Here is a 14153-nt window from a genome sequence, read left to right on the forward strand (position 1 = left end):
ATTAGTCCCAGAAGCCCTCGTCGACCGATTCCTTGGCCTCAAGCTCTTCTTCCGACAGGCGGGTCACAAAGGCGTAGGATTTGTCATCCACGGCCACGAGGTTCACGTCCTGCATTTCGATCATCACGTGCTTGTCACCGATGTCGAGAAAGCCGCCAACCTCGGCCACGATACCGATCATCTTGCCGTCTTCGGACAGCACGATGTCTTCGATTTCACCGATGTCGTTCCAGTTTTCACCCACGGAGTCGTAGGCCTGACCCATTTCCCAGCCTTCGTCGTCGGCTTCGTTCATGGTGTAGATGTCACCGCCGGTGATGTCGCGGGTGCGGATCAGCTTGCCCTGCATGTCGCCGGACGCCATTGCGTCGCCGTTCATGTTGTCTTCGGGCATCGGATCGGCAGAGGCATCACCGTTCATGGTGACTTCGCCATCAGTGGGTGTTTCGGTGTCCATCTCGGTGGTGGTGTCCATGCCCTCGGCGGGCGCTTCCATCACGGTGCCGTCGGTGTTCATACCGTCTTCGGCTTCGGTCGCAGTTTGTGCGAAAGCGCCGGTCGCGGCCACGGACAGGGCAAGAGCGGATGCATAAAACTTTTTCATAACGATCTCCTCAGTTCGTTTCTGTGCACACAACGGCGCAGATCGCGGAGTCGTTCCTGTTTGTTTTCAAATAATATTTTTGACAGGAGCGGGAACTTTTCCCGCTAGGCGGGCATTTACTTGCCCTTATTCCCACCACGGATCAATGGCCGCTATGTCGTCGTCCGACCATCCGAAGTGATGCGCGATTTCATGGACCACCACATGCGTGACCAGCTCTTGTAGGGTCACTGTCCCGCGGTCGCGCCATTCATTCAGGATGGGTTCCCGGAACAGCCAGACAGTGTCCGGAAAGGGCGCGGGATCGGACACGGATTTGAACGGCATGGGGACGCCATCATACAAACCTGTCAGATCCAGCGGATCGTCGATTTGCATATCTTGCAGAATATCCTGCGGCGGCCAGTCCTCGATGCGCAGCAGAACCTGCGCCGCATGGGCGCGGAACGGATCGGGCAAACTGTTCAGCGCGTGTTCGGCCATGTCGCGAAAGGCGTCGGGATCGGTGCGTGTCATGTCAGCCATTTATGCACGTGGCCCGCCCAGCGAAAGGTTCTAACCCAGCCGGTATGTGGCCAGCGTTTCATGCACGGCACCATCGCGGTGCAAGTGCGATTGGTACAGGCCGAACTCTGTGCAGTGCGCGGGCGGGACATGCGCGCTGGCCAAAGCGGCCAGATCGCCAGAGGCATTCATCCCCCCCTTCAGCCGTGCCAAGGTCACATGGGGGCGAAACCGCCGACGCTCCAGCGTCAGACCAGCCCCGCGCAGACGCCCCCGCACGCGGTCGTAAAGCTCCATCAAAGGGGCGTCGCCATCCGCTTCGAGGCCAACGGCCTGCGCGTCCCGCCCGCCCAGCAGCGCCGCACCGGACAGATGCAGCGGAACCTGCGGGGCGCGCAGCGTTTCCAGCCCCTCGTGCAGGGCTTGGGCGGTATCTTCGGGCTGATCGCCCAGAAACGCCAGTGTCAGGTGCAGGTTTTCCTCGGGCACGGGGCGACCGACCGGCATACGGTCCTGCAAACGGGCCAGGGCCGCGCGCGTTTCCGGCGGAAGAGAGAGGGCGATGAACAAACGCATGAGCGGCAAAATGGCATGGGCCACCGCATGACGCCAGTGCCCGTGATCGCTTTGGCAGTTAACAGACTGTTTATAGCTGTGTGAGCTCGGTGAGGGGCAGCAAGGCTTCAAAGTCCTCTGGTCGACAAAGCTGCGTGCCGGGGCTAAGCACAGCCGCCGATGCGGCGGCGGCACCGGATCGCAATGCCTCCGGCGCGGGGCTGCCCTTGGCAATCGACATGGTGAAGCCGCCGACAAAACTGTCGCCTGCGCCGATGGCGGACACCACGGTCTCGTTCGCGGCTGTGACGTGCCAACGCCCCTCGGGGGTGGCCATGACCGATCCGTCGGCCCCGCGCGCGATGATGACGATCTCGCCGGCTCCTTTCTGGCGCAGGACCTCTGCAAAGGCGGCGCTGTCCTCGCGCGTGACCAAGGGCTGACCTGAAAGTTCGCGCGCCTCGTGGCTGTCCATGCGCAAGACAAATGGCGCGGGCGCTGGGCCGCCTGCCTGATGTTCCAGATGCGGGCCAGAGGTGTCGATGATCACACGGCGCGGCGACAGGCGGTCACAAGCGCGCGTCAAAAAGCCAACCTCCGCCCCCGGCGGCATAGAGCCGGAGAAGACGATCAGCGCATCCTCTGTCGCTTCCGCCACGATGTCGTCCAACACCGCGCCCAGTTGCGCCTGCGTCCATGTTGGGCCGTTGAGGACAAAGCGAAACTGATCGCCGCTGGTCTGATCGGTCACAGCAAAGCTGTGGCGTGTGTCCCCCGGGGCGGCCACCTCCAGCACATCCAGATTGTAATCCGACAAAAGTTGCCCCAGCGCCGAGCCGGTGGTCCCGCCAAGGGCCACGACCGCACGCGCCTGCCCGCCCAGTTGCGTCACCGCGCGGGCGACGTTCACACCGCCGCCGCCCGGTTCGGCGGTCTCAGGACCGCAGCGCAGTTTCACGTTGGGGCGGACGACCTCGGTCGAGGTGGCAAGGTCCAGCGCGGGGTTCAGGGTGATCGTCAGAATCTGGGACATATCGATACCTTTTGTTGATCCCAACATGGCAACCCCTATCAAAGCTGCAACCGCAAAAGCGCTGTTTTCCCGCGCAGACGGGGGCCGATCGCCCCAGATCAACTGGACAAAGCAGCGCTTTCGTGGAAACAGGACGCCTTGTCAGGAGGCCAGATCATGACCGTCACCCGTTTTGCTCCATCGCCCACAGGGTACATCCACGTGGGCAACCTGCGCACCGCGCTGTTCAACCATCTGATCGCCCGCAAGACCGGCGGCACCTTTGTGCTGCGGATCGACGACACCGATCCCGAACGCTCCAAGGAGGAGTACGTCGACGCGATCAAGCAGGATCTGGAATGGCTGGGTCTGACGTGGGACCGTGTTGAACGCCAATCCGAACGGCTGGACCGCTACGTTGCCGCCGCTGACAAGCTGCGCGAGATGGGCCGTTTCTACGAGGCATGGGAAACCCCGACCGAGCTGGACCTGAAGCGCAAGAAGCAGCTCAACATGGGCAAACCGCCGGTCTACGACCGCGCAGCGCTGGATCTGTCGGACGACGAGAAAGCCGCCCTGCGCGCGGAACGTGGCGATGGCGTGTGGCGGTTCAAGCTCGACCACGAGCGGATCGAATGGGCGGACGGCATCCTTGGGGATGTGTCGATTGACGCCTCTTCTGTGTCCGATCCGGTGCTGATCCGCGCCGACGGGCAGTTTTTGTACACGCTGGCGTCGGTTGTCGATGACATCGAAATGGGCATCACCCATGTGGTGCGCGGCAACGACCACGTGACCAACACGGCTACGCAGATCCAGATGATCCGTGCGCTGGGCGGCACGCCGCCGTCTTTCGCGCACCATTCGCTGTTGACCGGACCGCAGGGCGAGGCGCTGTCCAAACGCCTCGGCACCTTGGCGCTGCGCGATCTGCGCGAAAACGGGGTCGAGCCGGAGGCGCTGTTGTCGCTGATGGCGCGTCTGGGGTCGTCGCAGCCGGTTGAGCTGCGCATGTCGCTGGACGAAATCGCCGATGGCTTTGATCTTAATCACTTCGGCTCCGCGCCGACAAAGTTCGATGTCGAGGACCTGTACCCGCTGACGGCGAAAAAGCTGCACGCGCTGCCGTTTGAAACCGTCAAGGACGAGATCGCCGCGCTGGGCGTGCCCGCCGACAAAGCCGAGCTTTTCTGGTCGGTGGTTCAGGAGAACATCACCACGCGTAAGGACATCGCCCCTTGGTGGGACATGTTCCGCGATGGCGCGACACCTCTGGTGGCCGACGAAGACCGCGACTTTATCGCGGAGGCCATGCCGCTGTTGGGGGAGCCGCCCTACGACGCGCAAACCTGGAAAAGCTTTACCGACGCGGTGAAGGAAAAAACCGGCCGCAAGGGCAAGGGGCTGTTCATGCCGCTGCGCAAGGCCATTACCGGGCAGGAACGCGGGCCAGACATGGCCAGCGTGATGCAATTGCTGCAAAAACGTCCGCAGTAAATGATACCGGGGTCGCGCGATGGCGCGGCCCTTTGTTTTTGTGCGGTGGTTAGCGTGGTGCTTCGACGCGGCGCAGCCCGTTGTCCACGATCTCGCGGATTTCCGGCGTAGGCGGTGTTGTGCGCGGATAGCGCGGGTCGGTGCGGTCATCGATGATCGTCGCCTGCCAACCGCCGGTGGTCTCGAAAAAATCATTGGCCATTTCTGTGCCATAGAGCTGCGCAAACCCCGCAACCACAGTGTCGAGATAGCTGAGCAGCACGCCTTGTTCGCGGCTGGGTTGACCTGCGTTATGCGGCGGAACGGCATAGATCGCGATGCTTTGCGCGTCCGCATCATGGGTGATGTTGGCGCTGTCCTCATGCCGGTCATAGGCGTCTTCGCGCAAATCCAGCGCGGCCCAGTCGGCATCCGGGACCGGCGCAATCGCCCCGTCAATATAGGCTGCCGCATCGCGCACGGCGGTCAGGTAGCAAATATCGTTACCGGGCACCGCGACCCATGCGCGGCGCCACCCGTGCGCGCGCGCGCGATACAGCGGGCTGTGCCGATGTGTGCCGGCGTTCACCAGCGATCCGTAGCCAAAGAAGTAAGGTGTCTGCATAATTTTGCGATGTAGAGCCGGAAATTGATGCAAGTCAAACACATGGTTTGTCAAAGCTGCCAGAAAGGGCGCGTCGATCCGCCCGAGGGAGCCCATCATGCGCGTCACCAAACGAACCAACATCGCCATTCGCGTCTTGATGTTCTGCGCGGCAAACGCCGGACGGCTGGTCACCAAACACGAAATCGCCGAGGTTTGTAACGCTTCGGAAAACCATCTGGCGCAGGTGATCCACCAGCTGGCGCAGCTTGGCTATCTGCACACGCAGCGGGGGCGGAACGGCGGGCTGATGCTGGCGCGCGGCGCGGATGAAATCCAGATTGGCGAGGTCTTTCGCCATCTCGAACAGCCGGTCCCGATTGCCGAATGTTTTGCCGATGTGGACAACACCTGCCCGCTGACAGAGGCGTGTCGCCTGCGCGATCTGCTGAACCGCGCGGCGAGCTCTTTCTATGAAACGCTGGATCCGGTGACATTGGATTCGCTGGTCTGTGACAATGGCCCGTTGCTGGATATTCTGGCGCCACGGGCGGTTTGTGCGGCCGTCCCTGCGCCGGTTTAGCCACGGCTGGAAACGCCGCTTGCCAAGATGGGGCACCTGCACTAGACCTTGGGTCATCTTCTGACGGGAGAACCGGCAGGGCCATCTGGCCTGTGTCGGTGCCGAAGGCGCAACCGCCCCGGAAACGCTCAGGCCCATGGACCGTCGGGGGAACAAAGACTCTGGAGAGTGGCGCGCAAGCGCCCGCCGAAGGGATAACGATCTCAGGCTGGTCCATGGCGGGCTGACGGACAGAGGGGGCAGAACGGGCGCAAGGCGTCTTGACTGTCCGGGCATGTGTCCCGGTGTATTACGGGGGAGCACATGGCAGAAACCGCCACAGATGATCTAAAGGAAACGGCGCTGAATGCGCTGCACCGCGAACTTGGCGCCAAGATGGTGCCCTTTGCAGGTTACGACATGCCGGTGCAATACGGCCTTGGCGTGATGAAGGAGCACCTGCACACGCGCGCCCAAGCGGGCCTGTTCGATGTCTCTCATATGGGTCAGGTGATCCTGCGCGGCCCGGATGGCGATGCGGCTGCGCTGGATGCCGCGCTGGAGCAGATCATTCCCGTCGACGTGGCAGGTTTGGCGGTCGGTCGCCAGCGCTACGGGTTTTTCACCAATGCAGCGGGCGGGATCGAAGACGATCTGATGATCGCCCGCCGTGCAGACCATCTGTCTGTGGTCGTCAACGCGGCGTGCAAGGAGGCGGATGTGGCCTTGATGCGCGGCGTGTTGGAACCGTCGGGCGTAACGGTCGAGGTTGTGGACCGCGCGCTGATCGCGTTGCAGGGCCCCATGGCCGAGGATGTGCTGGCCGCACTTGCGCCCGAGGTTGCGCAGATGCGGTTCATGGGTGTGGCGACAATCACGCTCGGCGGGGCCGAGGCATGGGTGTCCCGGTCCGGCTATACTGGCGAGGACGGGTTCGAGATTTCTGTCCCCAATGATACGGTCGAAACCCTGTGTCGCACCCTGCTTGCGGATGAGCGGGTGGAGGCGATCGGGCTTGGCGCGCGGGATTCCTTGCGCCTTGAGGCGGGATTGTGCCTGTATGGCAATGACATCGACAGCACGACCACACCGGTAGAGGCCGGTTTGACATGGGCGATGGGCAGGCGCCGCAAGGCCGAGGGCGGCTTTGCCGGGGCTGACGTCATCGCACAGCAACTCGCACAAGGTGCGACGCGCAAGCGGGTCGGTTTGCGCCCCGAAGGGCGTGCGCCGATGCGGGCGGGTGTGGCCATCTTTGACGCGACCGAAGGGGGCACCCAAGTGGGCAGCATCACCTCTGGCAGCTTTGGCCCGACGGTCGGTGGACCGGTGGCGATGGGATATGTGGCGGCGGGCGTCTCGGACGAGGGCACGCGGCTATGGGGCGAGGTTCGGGGCAAACGGTTGGCGGTTGACGTGGTCAAACTGCCGTTCGTTCCGGCGGGATTCAAACGGTGAGCGCACAGGAGATGGGCATGAAGTTTACCGAAGAGCACGAATGGTTGCTGGTTGAGGATGATCTGGTCGTGGTGGGCATCACCGCCCATGCGGCAGAGCAATTGGGCGATGTTGTGTTCGTCGAACTGCCCGATGCGGGCACCGAGGTGTCCAAGGACGACGAGGTTGTGGTGATCGAGTCGGTGAAGGCCGCGTCCGATATCCTTGCGCCGCTGGATGGCGAAATCGTCGAGGTCAACGAGGCCATCGTCGAAGATCCCGGCAAGGTCAACGAAGATCCCGAGGGGGACGCCTGGTTCTTCAAGATGAAGATCGAGGATATGTCCGAGCTCGACGATCTGATGGACGAAGCGGCCTACAAGAAATTCATCTCCTGACCGCGGAAGCGTGATGGCGGGGCACAGCCCCGCCCTACGATCTGTCAGGGAAAGCCAAACCCGCACGACCCGTGCGAGAGCCGTCATCGAAAGGATGAGGGATGTCGAAGACTGTCCAACTCACCAAGCCGGAGCGCGCCTTGTGGCAGCGCATGGGGCAGGGGTTTTCGCAGGATATCTTTGACCGGTTTGACAGTTTCGAGGAGGCGATGGACGGGGCTTTGGCGGATCTCGCAGCGGCGGATCTGGCTAGGCTGCGGCAGTTGATCGAAAGCAAATTGGCGTCCGGCGATGATGCACGGGCGCTGTGGGAGGCATCGGGGGCCGAGATCGCATTCGGCCACCCCAAAGGCGCGCGTATGGCGCTGATGATGTTGTTGGAGGCGGTCAAGGCCCGCGGCTGAACGCGGCCAGACCGACAGACCTTACGGTGGGCAAAGCCCCCGATCGAGATCGTGGAAGGATCACTCGATGAGCTATGAGCCAATTGATTATCTGCCCTATGACTTTGCCAACCGGCGGCACATTGGCCCCTCGCCCGAGGAAATGACCGATATGTTTGCCCGGCTCGGGGTGTCGGATCTGGAGCAGTTGATTGACCAGACCGTGCCAAAGGGCATCCGGTGGACCGATAAGCTGGATTTCGGCAAGGCCCTGTCAGAGCGTGAGGTCCTGCACCGTCTGGAACAGGTCGCCCAGCAGAACAAGGTTCTGGTTTCCCTGATTGGCCAAGGCTACCACGGGACAGTGACGCCGCCCGCGATCCAGCGCAACATCTTTGAAAACCCCGCGTGGTACACGGCTTACACCCCCTACCAGCCCGAGATTTCGCAAGGACGGCTGGAGGCGCTGCTGAACTATCAGACCATGGTCAGCGATCTGACCGGTCTGCCTGTGGCGAACGCTTCGCTTCTGGATGAGGCCACGGCCTGCGCCGAGGCGATGACCATGGCCCAGCGGGTGGCCAAATCGAAGGCCAAGGCGTTCTTTGTGGATGAAAACTGTCATCCGCAGAACATCGCTGTCATCAAAACCCGCGCCGAGCCGCTGGGCATCGAGGTCATCGTGGGACCGGTGGACGATCTGGATGCGGCGCAGGTGTTTGGTGCGATCTTCCAGTATCCCGGAACCTACGGGCATGTGCGTGATTTCACCCCCGAGATTGCCGCGCTGCACGAGGCCAAGGCGATTGGCGTGGTCAGCGCCGATCCGATGGCGCTGTGCCTGCTGAAGGAACCGGGTGCCATGGGTGCCGACATCGCGGTGGGATCGACGCAGCGGTTTGGCGTACCACTGGGCTATGGTGGGCCGCATGCGGCCTATATGGCCTGTCAGGATGCAATGAAGCGGTCAATGCCGGGGCGCATCGTCGGGGTGTCCATCGATAGCCACGGCAACAAGGCCTACCGTCTGTCGCTGCAAACCCGCGAGCAGCATATCCGCCGCGAAAAGGCGACCTCTAACGTCTGTACGGCGCAGGCCTTGTTGGCCGTGATGGCGGGGTTCTACGCGGTGTTCCACGGGCCGAAGGGGCTGCGCGCGATTGCGCAGCGCATCCACCGCAAGACAGCGCGTCTGGCCAAGGGGCTGGAGGCGGCAGGCTTTGCCGTGGAGCCCAAACAGTTCTTTGACACGATCACCGTGGATGTGGGGCTGCTTCAGCGGGGTGTGCTGCAGGCCGCTGTGCGCGAGGGGTTGAACCTGCGGAAAGTGGGCAAAACCCGTGTCGGCATCACGCTGGACGAGCGCACCCGCCCCGAAACCATCGAAGCAGTATGGCGGGCCTTTGGTTTGCTGCGTACGGATGATCGCGCGGAGTCCGAGTACCGCCTGCCCGAAGCGTTGCTGCGCCAGTCGGATTACCTGCAACACGATGTGTTCCACATGAACCGCGCCGAGACCGAGATGATGCGCTATATGCGCCGCTTGGCGGACCGTGATCTGGCGCTGGATCGGGCGATGATCCCGCTGGGCTCTTGCACGATGAAGCTCAACGCCGCGGTCGAGATGATGCCGGTGTCGTGGCGCGAATTTTCGATGATCCACCCCTATGTGCCGAAAGATCAGGCCAAGGGCTATGACACCCTGATCACCGATCTGTCCGACAAGCTGTGCCAGATCACCGGATATGATGCGATCTCGATGCAGCCGAACTCAGGCGCGCAGGGCGAATATGCGGGCCTTCTGACCATCCGCGACTGGCAGCGGGCACGGGGCCAAGAGCAGCGCAACGTTTGCCTCATTCCGGTGAACGCGCACGGAACCAACCCGGCCTCGGCGCAGATGGTCGGCTGGAAGGTCGTGGCGGTGAAATGTGACGACCAAGGCTCTATCGACTTGGATGATTTCCGTACCAAAGCGGAGAAATACACCGATACGCTGGCAGCTTGCATGATCACCTATCCGTCGACCCATGGCGTGTTTGAAGAGACTGTCAAAGAGGTCTGTGAGATCACCCACACCCATGGCGGACAGGTCTATATTGACGGCGCGAATATGAACGCCATGGTGGGGCTGTCGCGTCCCGGCGATCTGGGCGGGGATGTCAGCCACCTGAACCTGCACAAGACCTTTTGCATTCCGCATGGCGGGGGGGGGCCCGGCATGGGTCCGATCGGTGTCAAAGCGCATCTGGTGCCGCATTTGCCGGGTGACCCCAATACCGGCAAAGGAGCGGTGTCTGCGGCGGCGTTCGGCTCCCCCTCGCTGTTGCCGATTTCCTGGACCTATTGTTTGACCATGGGGGGCGACGGGCTGACGCAGGCCACGCGCGTCGCGATCCTGAACGCCAACTATATCGCGCAACGTCTGGAGGGGGCTTACGATATTTTGTATCGCGGCGCCGAAGGCCGGGTGGCCCACGAATGTATTCTCGATGTCCGCCCCTTTGAGAAGTCCGCCGGCGTGACGGTCGAGGATATCGCGAAACGTCTGATCGATGCGGGCTTTCACGCGCCGACGATGAGCTGGCCTGTGGCAGGCACATTGATGGTGGAGCCGACGGAATCCGAGACCAAGGCCGAGCTTGACCGCTTTTGCGATGCCATGCTGGCCATTCGCGAAGAGATCCGGGCCATCGAAGACGGGTCCATGGATGCCGCAAATAACCCGCTGAAGCTTTCGCCGCATACGATGGAAGATCTGGTGCGCGACTGGGATCGTCCCTACACGCGCGAGCAGGGGTGTTTCCCGCCCGGTGCGTTCCGTGTGGACAAATACTGGCCGCCGGTCAATCGGGTCGACAACGTCTATGGCGACCGGAATTTGATCTGTACCTGCCCTCCGATGGAGGCGGATATGGATGAGGCAGCGGAATAGGGGGCGCTGCCCCCACCCCCTTGCGGGGGTTCCCCCGAGGTATTTCGCCAAGGAAAAGCGCGGCTCAGTATAGCTGGGCCGCGTGTCGCAGATCCTGATGGAAGCGTTCGGTTTCTTCGGCGCGCTGTGTTGGGTCCGGGAGGCGCAGAATGTAGCTGGGGTGGACGGTTATGAAGGTGGGAATGCCTGAGGTGGATGGCTCAACCCCGCCCCGCCGTTTCAAAAGGTCTTTGCGGGAGCCGGTGAGGCTTTGGACCGCGGTGCCACCGAGGGCGAGCAAAAGCGCGGGTTTGACCCGTTCGATTTCGAGATCGAGCCACCATTTGCAGTGATGGATTTCGGAACTGTCAGGGTTCTGGTGCAGGCGCTGTTTGCCACGTGGTTTGAATTTGAAATGTTTGACCGCGTTTGTGACGTAGATTTGCGGTCGTTGGATGCCCGCCTGCGCGAGGCCTGCATCGAAGATTTGTCCTGCGGGGCCCATGAAGGGGCGGCCGGTGAGGTCCTCGGTGTCGCCGGGTTGTTCCCCGACACACATGAGGCGCGCGTCGAGGGGGCCCTCGCCGGGGACCGGTTGAGTGGCGTTCTCCCACAGCGGGCAGCGGCGGCAGCCATTTAACGCGGTCAGGAATTGGTCCTGCGTGGCCATGCGTTCCTTTTGTTGGGCATGAAGGCGGTCAAGAATCGGGGCTGCGCGGGCGGGAGCGAGCGTCGGAGCTTTTGCGGCCATCTCTCTCGCGCGCTTTTCCGCTGTGGCGATCATGTCCGGGATCAGCTGTGCCTCGGGCAGGTTTTTCCAGTATTTCTTGGGCATTTCGGCCTGCATGGCCTTTGGTTTCAGGCGGGCCGGATTGAAGATCGATCTGAAATAGGTGCGCCAGAGGTCTTCTGTCGCGTCCTCGGGCAAGGGGGGCTTTTCCGTGCCCTCGCTTAGGGTGATCTGGCCGTCGAACTGCACAGTGACGTCCGGCGTATAGATGATCCAGTCCATGTCGCCGAACCGCGTCGCGAAGAAAGGCGCTGTCGGTTCCGCGATGAAGTGGGAGGGTTCGAACCATGCTGCGAATTGGCGCCGGTTTGCGCCCGGACCCGAGATGTCGCGAAAGCGCACGAAGGCGGTCATTTTGTGTTTGTCGCGGCTGACTTCCTTGGCCATTTTCGTCAAGCGTTCCACGCGGGGGTCGGCCTTGTCGTTCAGGCGGGCTTTGTCCGTTTGAAGGATCCACAAAAGATCATATAGCCGAGCAAACCTTTGTGGGTCGCTGTGCCATACGGCCAAATTGGCCAGCGATATGAAAGATTTGGCCACGGTGATATGGCGGCCGCCTTCGGGCAGGTCGTTGCTGCCGGCAAAGAGGTCATCCGCTTGGGCCCCGTGGGTCCACAAAATTTCTTCAGGCGGGACCGAGGCAGATATGAGCGCGCGCGCCTTGTCCCGCCACGCCTGATACGTCCCGATTGTCGGAAGTTGAACCGTGTACATCAGAACAGAGAAAGTTGTTCCGGTGGGGGCGCGAAGCGGGCGCGCAAATCAATGGTATCGGTCAGTTTGCGCGGCGTCCAATCAAGGGCGTTAATAAAGGGTTTGGCATTCTTCAGGTTGGCCCCCATGCGGCGCAGGTCGTCATACCGCAAGGTTCGGTGGCGGCGGGTGGTTATGATCCTTTGAACGGTTTTCAGGCCGAAACCGGGAATACGTAGAAGCGTTTCTTTTGGCGCACGATTGACATCGACAGGAAAGAGATGTCGGTTTGCCAAGGCCCAGGCGAGCTTTGGGTCGACGTCGAGATCAAGGTTTCCATTGGCGCTGTTGGCGGTAATTTCCTGCGCATCAAACCCGTAAAACCGCATCAACCAATCGGCCTGATACAGCCGATGTTCGCGGATCAGCGGCGGCTTTACCAAAGGCAATTTCGCGGTGGCGTCCGGAATTGGCGAGAAGGCCGAGTAATACACCCGTTTCAGCTTGTACGAGCTGTAAAGCCTTGTGGAGCTTTGGAGAATCGTGCTGTCAGATGCGCCATCCGCGCCCACAATCATCTGTGTGGACTGGCCAGCGGGCGCGAATTTCGGGGCTTTGCGACCAGTGTGGCTGCGCTCTTTGGCGGTTTCTTTCAGCACGCGGACATCGGCCATAGCGCGACGGATCTGATCAGGTGATTTTTCCGGAGCGTAATCTTTGACGGCGCTGTCCGTCGGCAATTCGACATTGATGGACAAACGGTCCGCATACTGGCCCGCTTGCTCGATCAGTTTTGGGTCCGCGTCCGGAATGGTTTTCAGATGGATATATCCGCGGAAATGGTGTTCTTGCCGCAGGCTTTGCGCGATCCGCACCATATCCTGCATCGTGTCATCGGGAGAGCGGATGATGCCTGAGGACAAAAACAGACCTTCGATGTAGTTGCGCCGGTAGAATTCCAATGTGAGGTGAACGACCTCATCGGGGGAAAATCGCGCCCGTTCGACGTTGCTGCTGACCCGATTGATGCAATAGGCACAATCGTAAATGCAGAAATTTGTCATAAGAATTTTCAGCAGGGATATGCAGCGCCCGTCCGGTGCATAGGCGTGACAGATGCCGGACCCTGTCGTGCTGCCCAGCCCTTTGCCGTCGCGGGAATCGCGTTTTTGCCCCCCACTGGACGCGCAGGAGGCATCATATTTCGCGGCGTCGGAGAGAATCTCCAGCTTCTGTTCGAGCGTTTTTCCAGACATGTGTTCATTTTATGTTCACTAATCTGTGTGAACAAGGGGAGAACATACGCCTTTTTCAGGATGGTCTTTATGCCGCAGGCGAATCTGTCGGCCGGTCGAGCAGGAAATCGAACTGGTCGCGAAGTTTGCCCCATGTGGCTGCATCGGATGCGGCGAGCAGATAGCCCGTTGATAGGTCTGCCGTGTAGTCCGAGCCGTCCAACATGGCCACATGGCCGCCCGCCTGTTGAATTGCGACAACGCCAGCGGGTTGGTCCCAAGGTGTCAGCTTGGCGAAAAGCACGAAGTCCGCATTTCCGGATGCGACCATGCGCGCCTCGTGACACGCACAACGAAGCGAGGTGACGCGGGCAAACCGGGGAAACAGCCCCGCCATTTGAGCACGCTTGTCCTCCGGAATCAAAGACAGGGGAATAAAGCCAACAAGATCTTCGATTTTGCCACCGGCGGAGGTGCGGACGGGCCGGCGAAGGTTCCGGGGCATCACAAGTTCTGCAGGATCTCCGGCAGCAGCGGTAATGAAATCGTTTACCATCGGATCATATAGTAGCCCATAGACGGGACGGCCGTAGCGCAGCACCGACAGCATGACCCCGAACAGCGGCAGCCCCTTGGCGTAGTTCCATGTGCCGTCCACCGGATCAATGGTGAAGCACAGCTCTGCCTCCGGAATTTTGTCGAGGATGTCTGGCGAGTCCGAGGCGGCCTCTTCACCGATGATCAGGGCGCTTGGGAACATGATCTGCAGCGCGCGGGTGATCATGGCCTCGGCCCCTTTATCGGCCTCGGTCACGATGTCATGGATGCCGGTCTTGGTGGCGACTTCATGGGCAGACAGCTTGCGGAACCGCGGCAGGATTTCCGCCTTGGCAGCGCGGCGCACCAGATTCAGGATCTGGGCGCGTTGCGCCATGGTCAAAGGGGCGGTCACGGGTACGGGAAGCGTATCGGTCATTCGTTAAGTC

14 protein-coding genes and 1 riboswitch are annotated in these 14153 nt (G+C 61.4%); of the genes, 6 read left to right on the plus strand and 8 right to left on the minus strand.

Features of this window, described 5'->3' with window-relative positions:
• Position 1 precedes the first annotated feature (1 nt).
• The 4 genes from ACN5AZ_RS15140 to ACN5AZ_RS15155 form a co-directional block, all read right to left on the minus strand.
• A complete protein-coding gene (locus ACN5AZ_RS15140) occupies positions 2–604 on the minus strand; it encodes a PRC-barrel domain-containing protein (protein WP_419429737.1) in 603 nt (200 codons plus the stop codon).
• Positions 605–730: 126 nt separating this feature from the next.
• Positions 731–1120, minus strand: coding sequence for a metallopeptidase family protein (locus ACN5AZ_RS15145; protein WP_419429864.1), 390 nt, complete (start codon positions 1118–1120; stop codon positions 731–733).
• A 39-nt stretch (positions 1121–1159) separates the two neighbouring features.
• Positions 1160–1684: an RNA 2',3'-cyclic phosphodiesterase gene (thpR, locus tag ACN5AZ_RS15150; RefSeq protein WP_419429738.1), complete on the minus strand. Its 525-nt coding sequence runs from the start codon at positions 1682–1684 to the stop codon at positions 1160–1162.
• A 70-nt stretch (positions 1685–1754) separates the two neighbouring features.
• Positions 1755–2696, minus strand: a complete 942-nt coding sequence (locus tag ACN5AZ_RS15155; RefSeq protein WP_419429739.1) for a 1-phosphofructokinase family hexose kinase — start codon at positions 2694–2696, stop codon at positions 1755–1757.
• A 156-nt stretch (positions 2697–2852) separates the two neighbouring features.
• Between ACN5AZ_RS15155 and gltX the strand changes: the two genes are divergently transcribed.
• Positions 2853–4172 (plus strand): glutamate--tRNA ligase, encoded by a 1320-nt coding sequence (gene gltX / locus ACN5AZ_RS15160; RefSeq protein WP_419429740.1) that lies wholly within the window; start codon positions 2853–2855, stop codon positions 4170–4172.
• A gap of 49 nt (positions 4173–4221) precedes the next feature.
• On the opposite strand, the gene ACN5AZ_RS15165 is transcribed toward gltX, so the two are convergent.
• On the minus strand, positions 4222–4776 hold the full coding sequence (locus ACN5AZ_RS15165) for a gamma-glutamylcyclotransferase family protein (RefSeq protein WP_419429741.1): 555 nt from the start codon (positions 4774–4776) through the stop codon (positions 4222–4224).
• A gap of 97 nt (positions 4777–4873) precedes the next feature.
• On the opposite strand from ACN5AZ_RS15165, the gene ACN5AZ_RS15170 reads away from it, so the two are divergent.
• The 5 genes from ACN5AZ_RS15170 to gcvP all read left to right on the plus strand — a co-directional run bounded on the left by ACN5AZ_RS15170 (position 4874) and on the right by gcvP (position 10470).
• The gene (locus ACN5AZ_RS15170; protein ID WP_419429742.1) at positions 4874–5338 is read left to right on the plus strand and encodes an RrF2 family transcriptional regulator; all 465 of its coding nucleotides are present in this window, start codon (positions 4874–4876) and stop codon (positions 5336–5338) included.
• A 54-nt stretch (positions 5339–5392) separates the two neighbouring features.
• Positions 5393–5492: riboswitch (glycine riboswitch) on the plus strand.
• A gap of 149 nt (positions 5493–5641) precedes the next feature.
• The gene (gene gcvT / locus ACN5AZ_RS15175; protein WP_419429743.1) at positions 5642–6775 is read left to right on the plus strand and encodes a glycine cleavage system aminomethyltransferase GcvT; all 1134 of its coding nucleotides are present in this window, start codon (positions 5642–5644) and stop codon (positions 6773–6775) included.
• Positions 6776–6792: 17 nt separating this feature from the next.
• Positions 6793–7152, plus strand: a complete 360-nt coding sequence (gcvH, locus tag ACN5AZ_RS15180; RefSeq protein WP_419429744.1) for a glycine cleavage system protein GcvH — start codon at positions 6793–6795, stop codon at positions 7150–7152.
• Positions 7153–7253: 101 nt separating this feature from the next.
• Entirely contained in the window at positions 7254–7556 is a 303-nt protein-coding gene (locus ACN5AZ_RS15185; RefSeq protein ID WP_419429745.1) for a hypothetical protein, read from the plus strand.
• Between the two features lie 67 nt (positions 7557–7623).
• Positions 7624–10470 carry an aminomethyl-transferring glycine dehydrogenase gene (gene gcvP, locus ACN5AZ_RS15190; protein WP_419429746.1) on the plus strand — a complete coding sequence of 949 codons (2847 nt, stop codon included), beginning with the start codon at positions 7624–7626 and terminating at the stop codon, positions 10468–10470.
• Positions 10471–10534: 64 nt separating this feature from the next.
• Here gcvP and ACN5AZ_RS15195 read toward each other — a convergent pair whose 3' ends face one another.
• The 3 genes from ACN5AZ_RS15195 to ACN5AZ_RS15205 form a co-directional block, all read right to left on the minus strand.
• Positions 10535–11953, minus strand: a complete 1419-nt coding sequence (locus tag ACN5AZ_RS15195; RefSeq protein ID WP_419429747.1) for a UdgX family uracil-DNA binding protein — start codon at positions 11951–11953, stop codon at positions 10535–10537.
• Positions 11953–13188, minus strand: a complete 1236-nt coding sequence (locus ACN5AZ_RS15200) for a putative DNA modification/repair radical SAM protein (RefSeq protein ID WP_419429748.1) — start codon at positions 13186–13188, stop codon at positions 11953–11955. Before ACN5AZ_RS15200 ends, ACN5AZ_RS15195 begins: the two co-directional genes overlap by 1 nt.
• A 67-nt stretch (positions 13189–13255) precedes the next feature.
• Entirely contained in the window at positions 13256–14143 is an 888-nt protein-coding gene (locus ACN5AZ_RS15205; protein ID WP_419429749.1) for an inositol monophosphatase family protein, read from the minus strand.
• Positions 14144–14153: the final 10 nt, after the last annotated feature.

The sequence above is a fragment of the Sagittula sp. SSi028 genome (assembly GCF_048553715.1).
GTDB lineage: Bacteria > Pseudomonadota > Alphaproteobacteria > Rhodobacterales > Rhodobacteraceae > Sagittula.

What these genes read in the sequence shown, in the direction of transcription:
- ACN5AZ_RS15140 (WP_419429737.1), bottom strand. Translation starts at nt 604, where the DNA reads ATGAAAAAGTTTTATGCATCCGCTCTTGCCCTGTCCGTGGCCGCGACC.
- ACN5AZ_RS15145 (WP_419429864.1), bottom strand. Translation starts at nt 1,120, where the DNA reads ATGACACGCACCGATCCCGACGCCTTTCGCGACATGGCCGAACACGCG.
- thpR (WP_419429738.1), bottom strand. Translation starts at nt 1,684, where the DNA reads ATGCGTTTGTTCATCGCCCTCTCTCTTCCGCCGGAAACGCGCGCGGCC.
- ACN5AZ_RS15155 (WP_419429739.1), bottom strand. Translation starts at nt 2,696, where the DNA reads ATGTCCCAGATTCTGACGATCACCCTGAACCCCGCGCTGGACCTTGCC.
- gltX (WP_419429740.1), top strand. Translation starts at nt 2,853, where the DNA reads ATGACCGTCACCCGTTTTGCTCCATCGCCCACAGGGTACATCCACGTG.
- ACN5AZ_RS15165 (WP_419429741.1), bottom strand. Translation starts at nt 4,776, where the DNA reads ATGCAGACACCTTACTTCTTTGGCTACGGATCGCTGGTGAACGCCGGC.
- ACN5AZ_RS15170 (WP_419429742.1), top strand. Translation starts at nt 4,874, where the DNA reads ATGCGCGTCACCAAACGAACCAACATCGCCATTCGCGTCTTGATGTTC.
- gcvT (WP_419429743.1), top strand. Translation starts at nt 5,642, where the DNA reads ATGGCAGAAACCGCCACAGATGATCTAAAGGAAACGGCGCTGAATGCG.
- gcvH (WP_419429744.1), top strand. Translation starts at nt 6,793, where the DNA reads ATGAAGTTTACCGAAGAGCACGAATGGTTGCTGGTTGAGGATGATCTG.
- ACN5AZ_RS15185 (WP_419429745.1), top strand. Translation starts at nt 7,254, where the DNA reads ATGTCGAAGACTGTCCAACTCACCAAGCCGGAGCGCGCCTTGTGGCAG.
- gcvP (WP_419429746.1), top strand. Translation starts at nt 7,624, where the DNA reads ATGAGCTATGAGCCAATTGATTATCTGCCCTATGACTTTGCCAACCGG.
- ACN5AZ_RS15195 (WP_419429747.1), bottom strand. Translation starts at nt 11,953, where the DNA reads ATGTACACGGTTCAACTTCCGACAATCGGGACGTATCAGGCGTGGCGG.
- ACN5AZ_RS15200 (WP_419429748.1), bottom strand. Translation starts at nt 13,188, where the DNA reads ATGTCTGGAAAAACGCTCGAACAGAAGCTGGAGATTCTCTCCGACGCC.
- ACN5AZ_RS15205 (WP_419429749.1), bottom strand. Translation starts at nt 14,143, where the DNA reads ATGACCGATACGCTTCCCGTACCCGTGACCGCCCCTTTGACCATGGCG.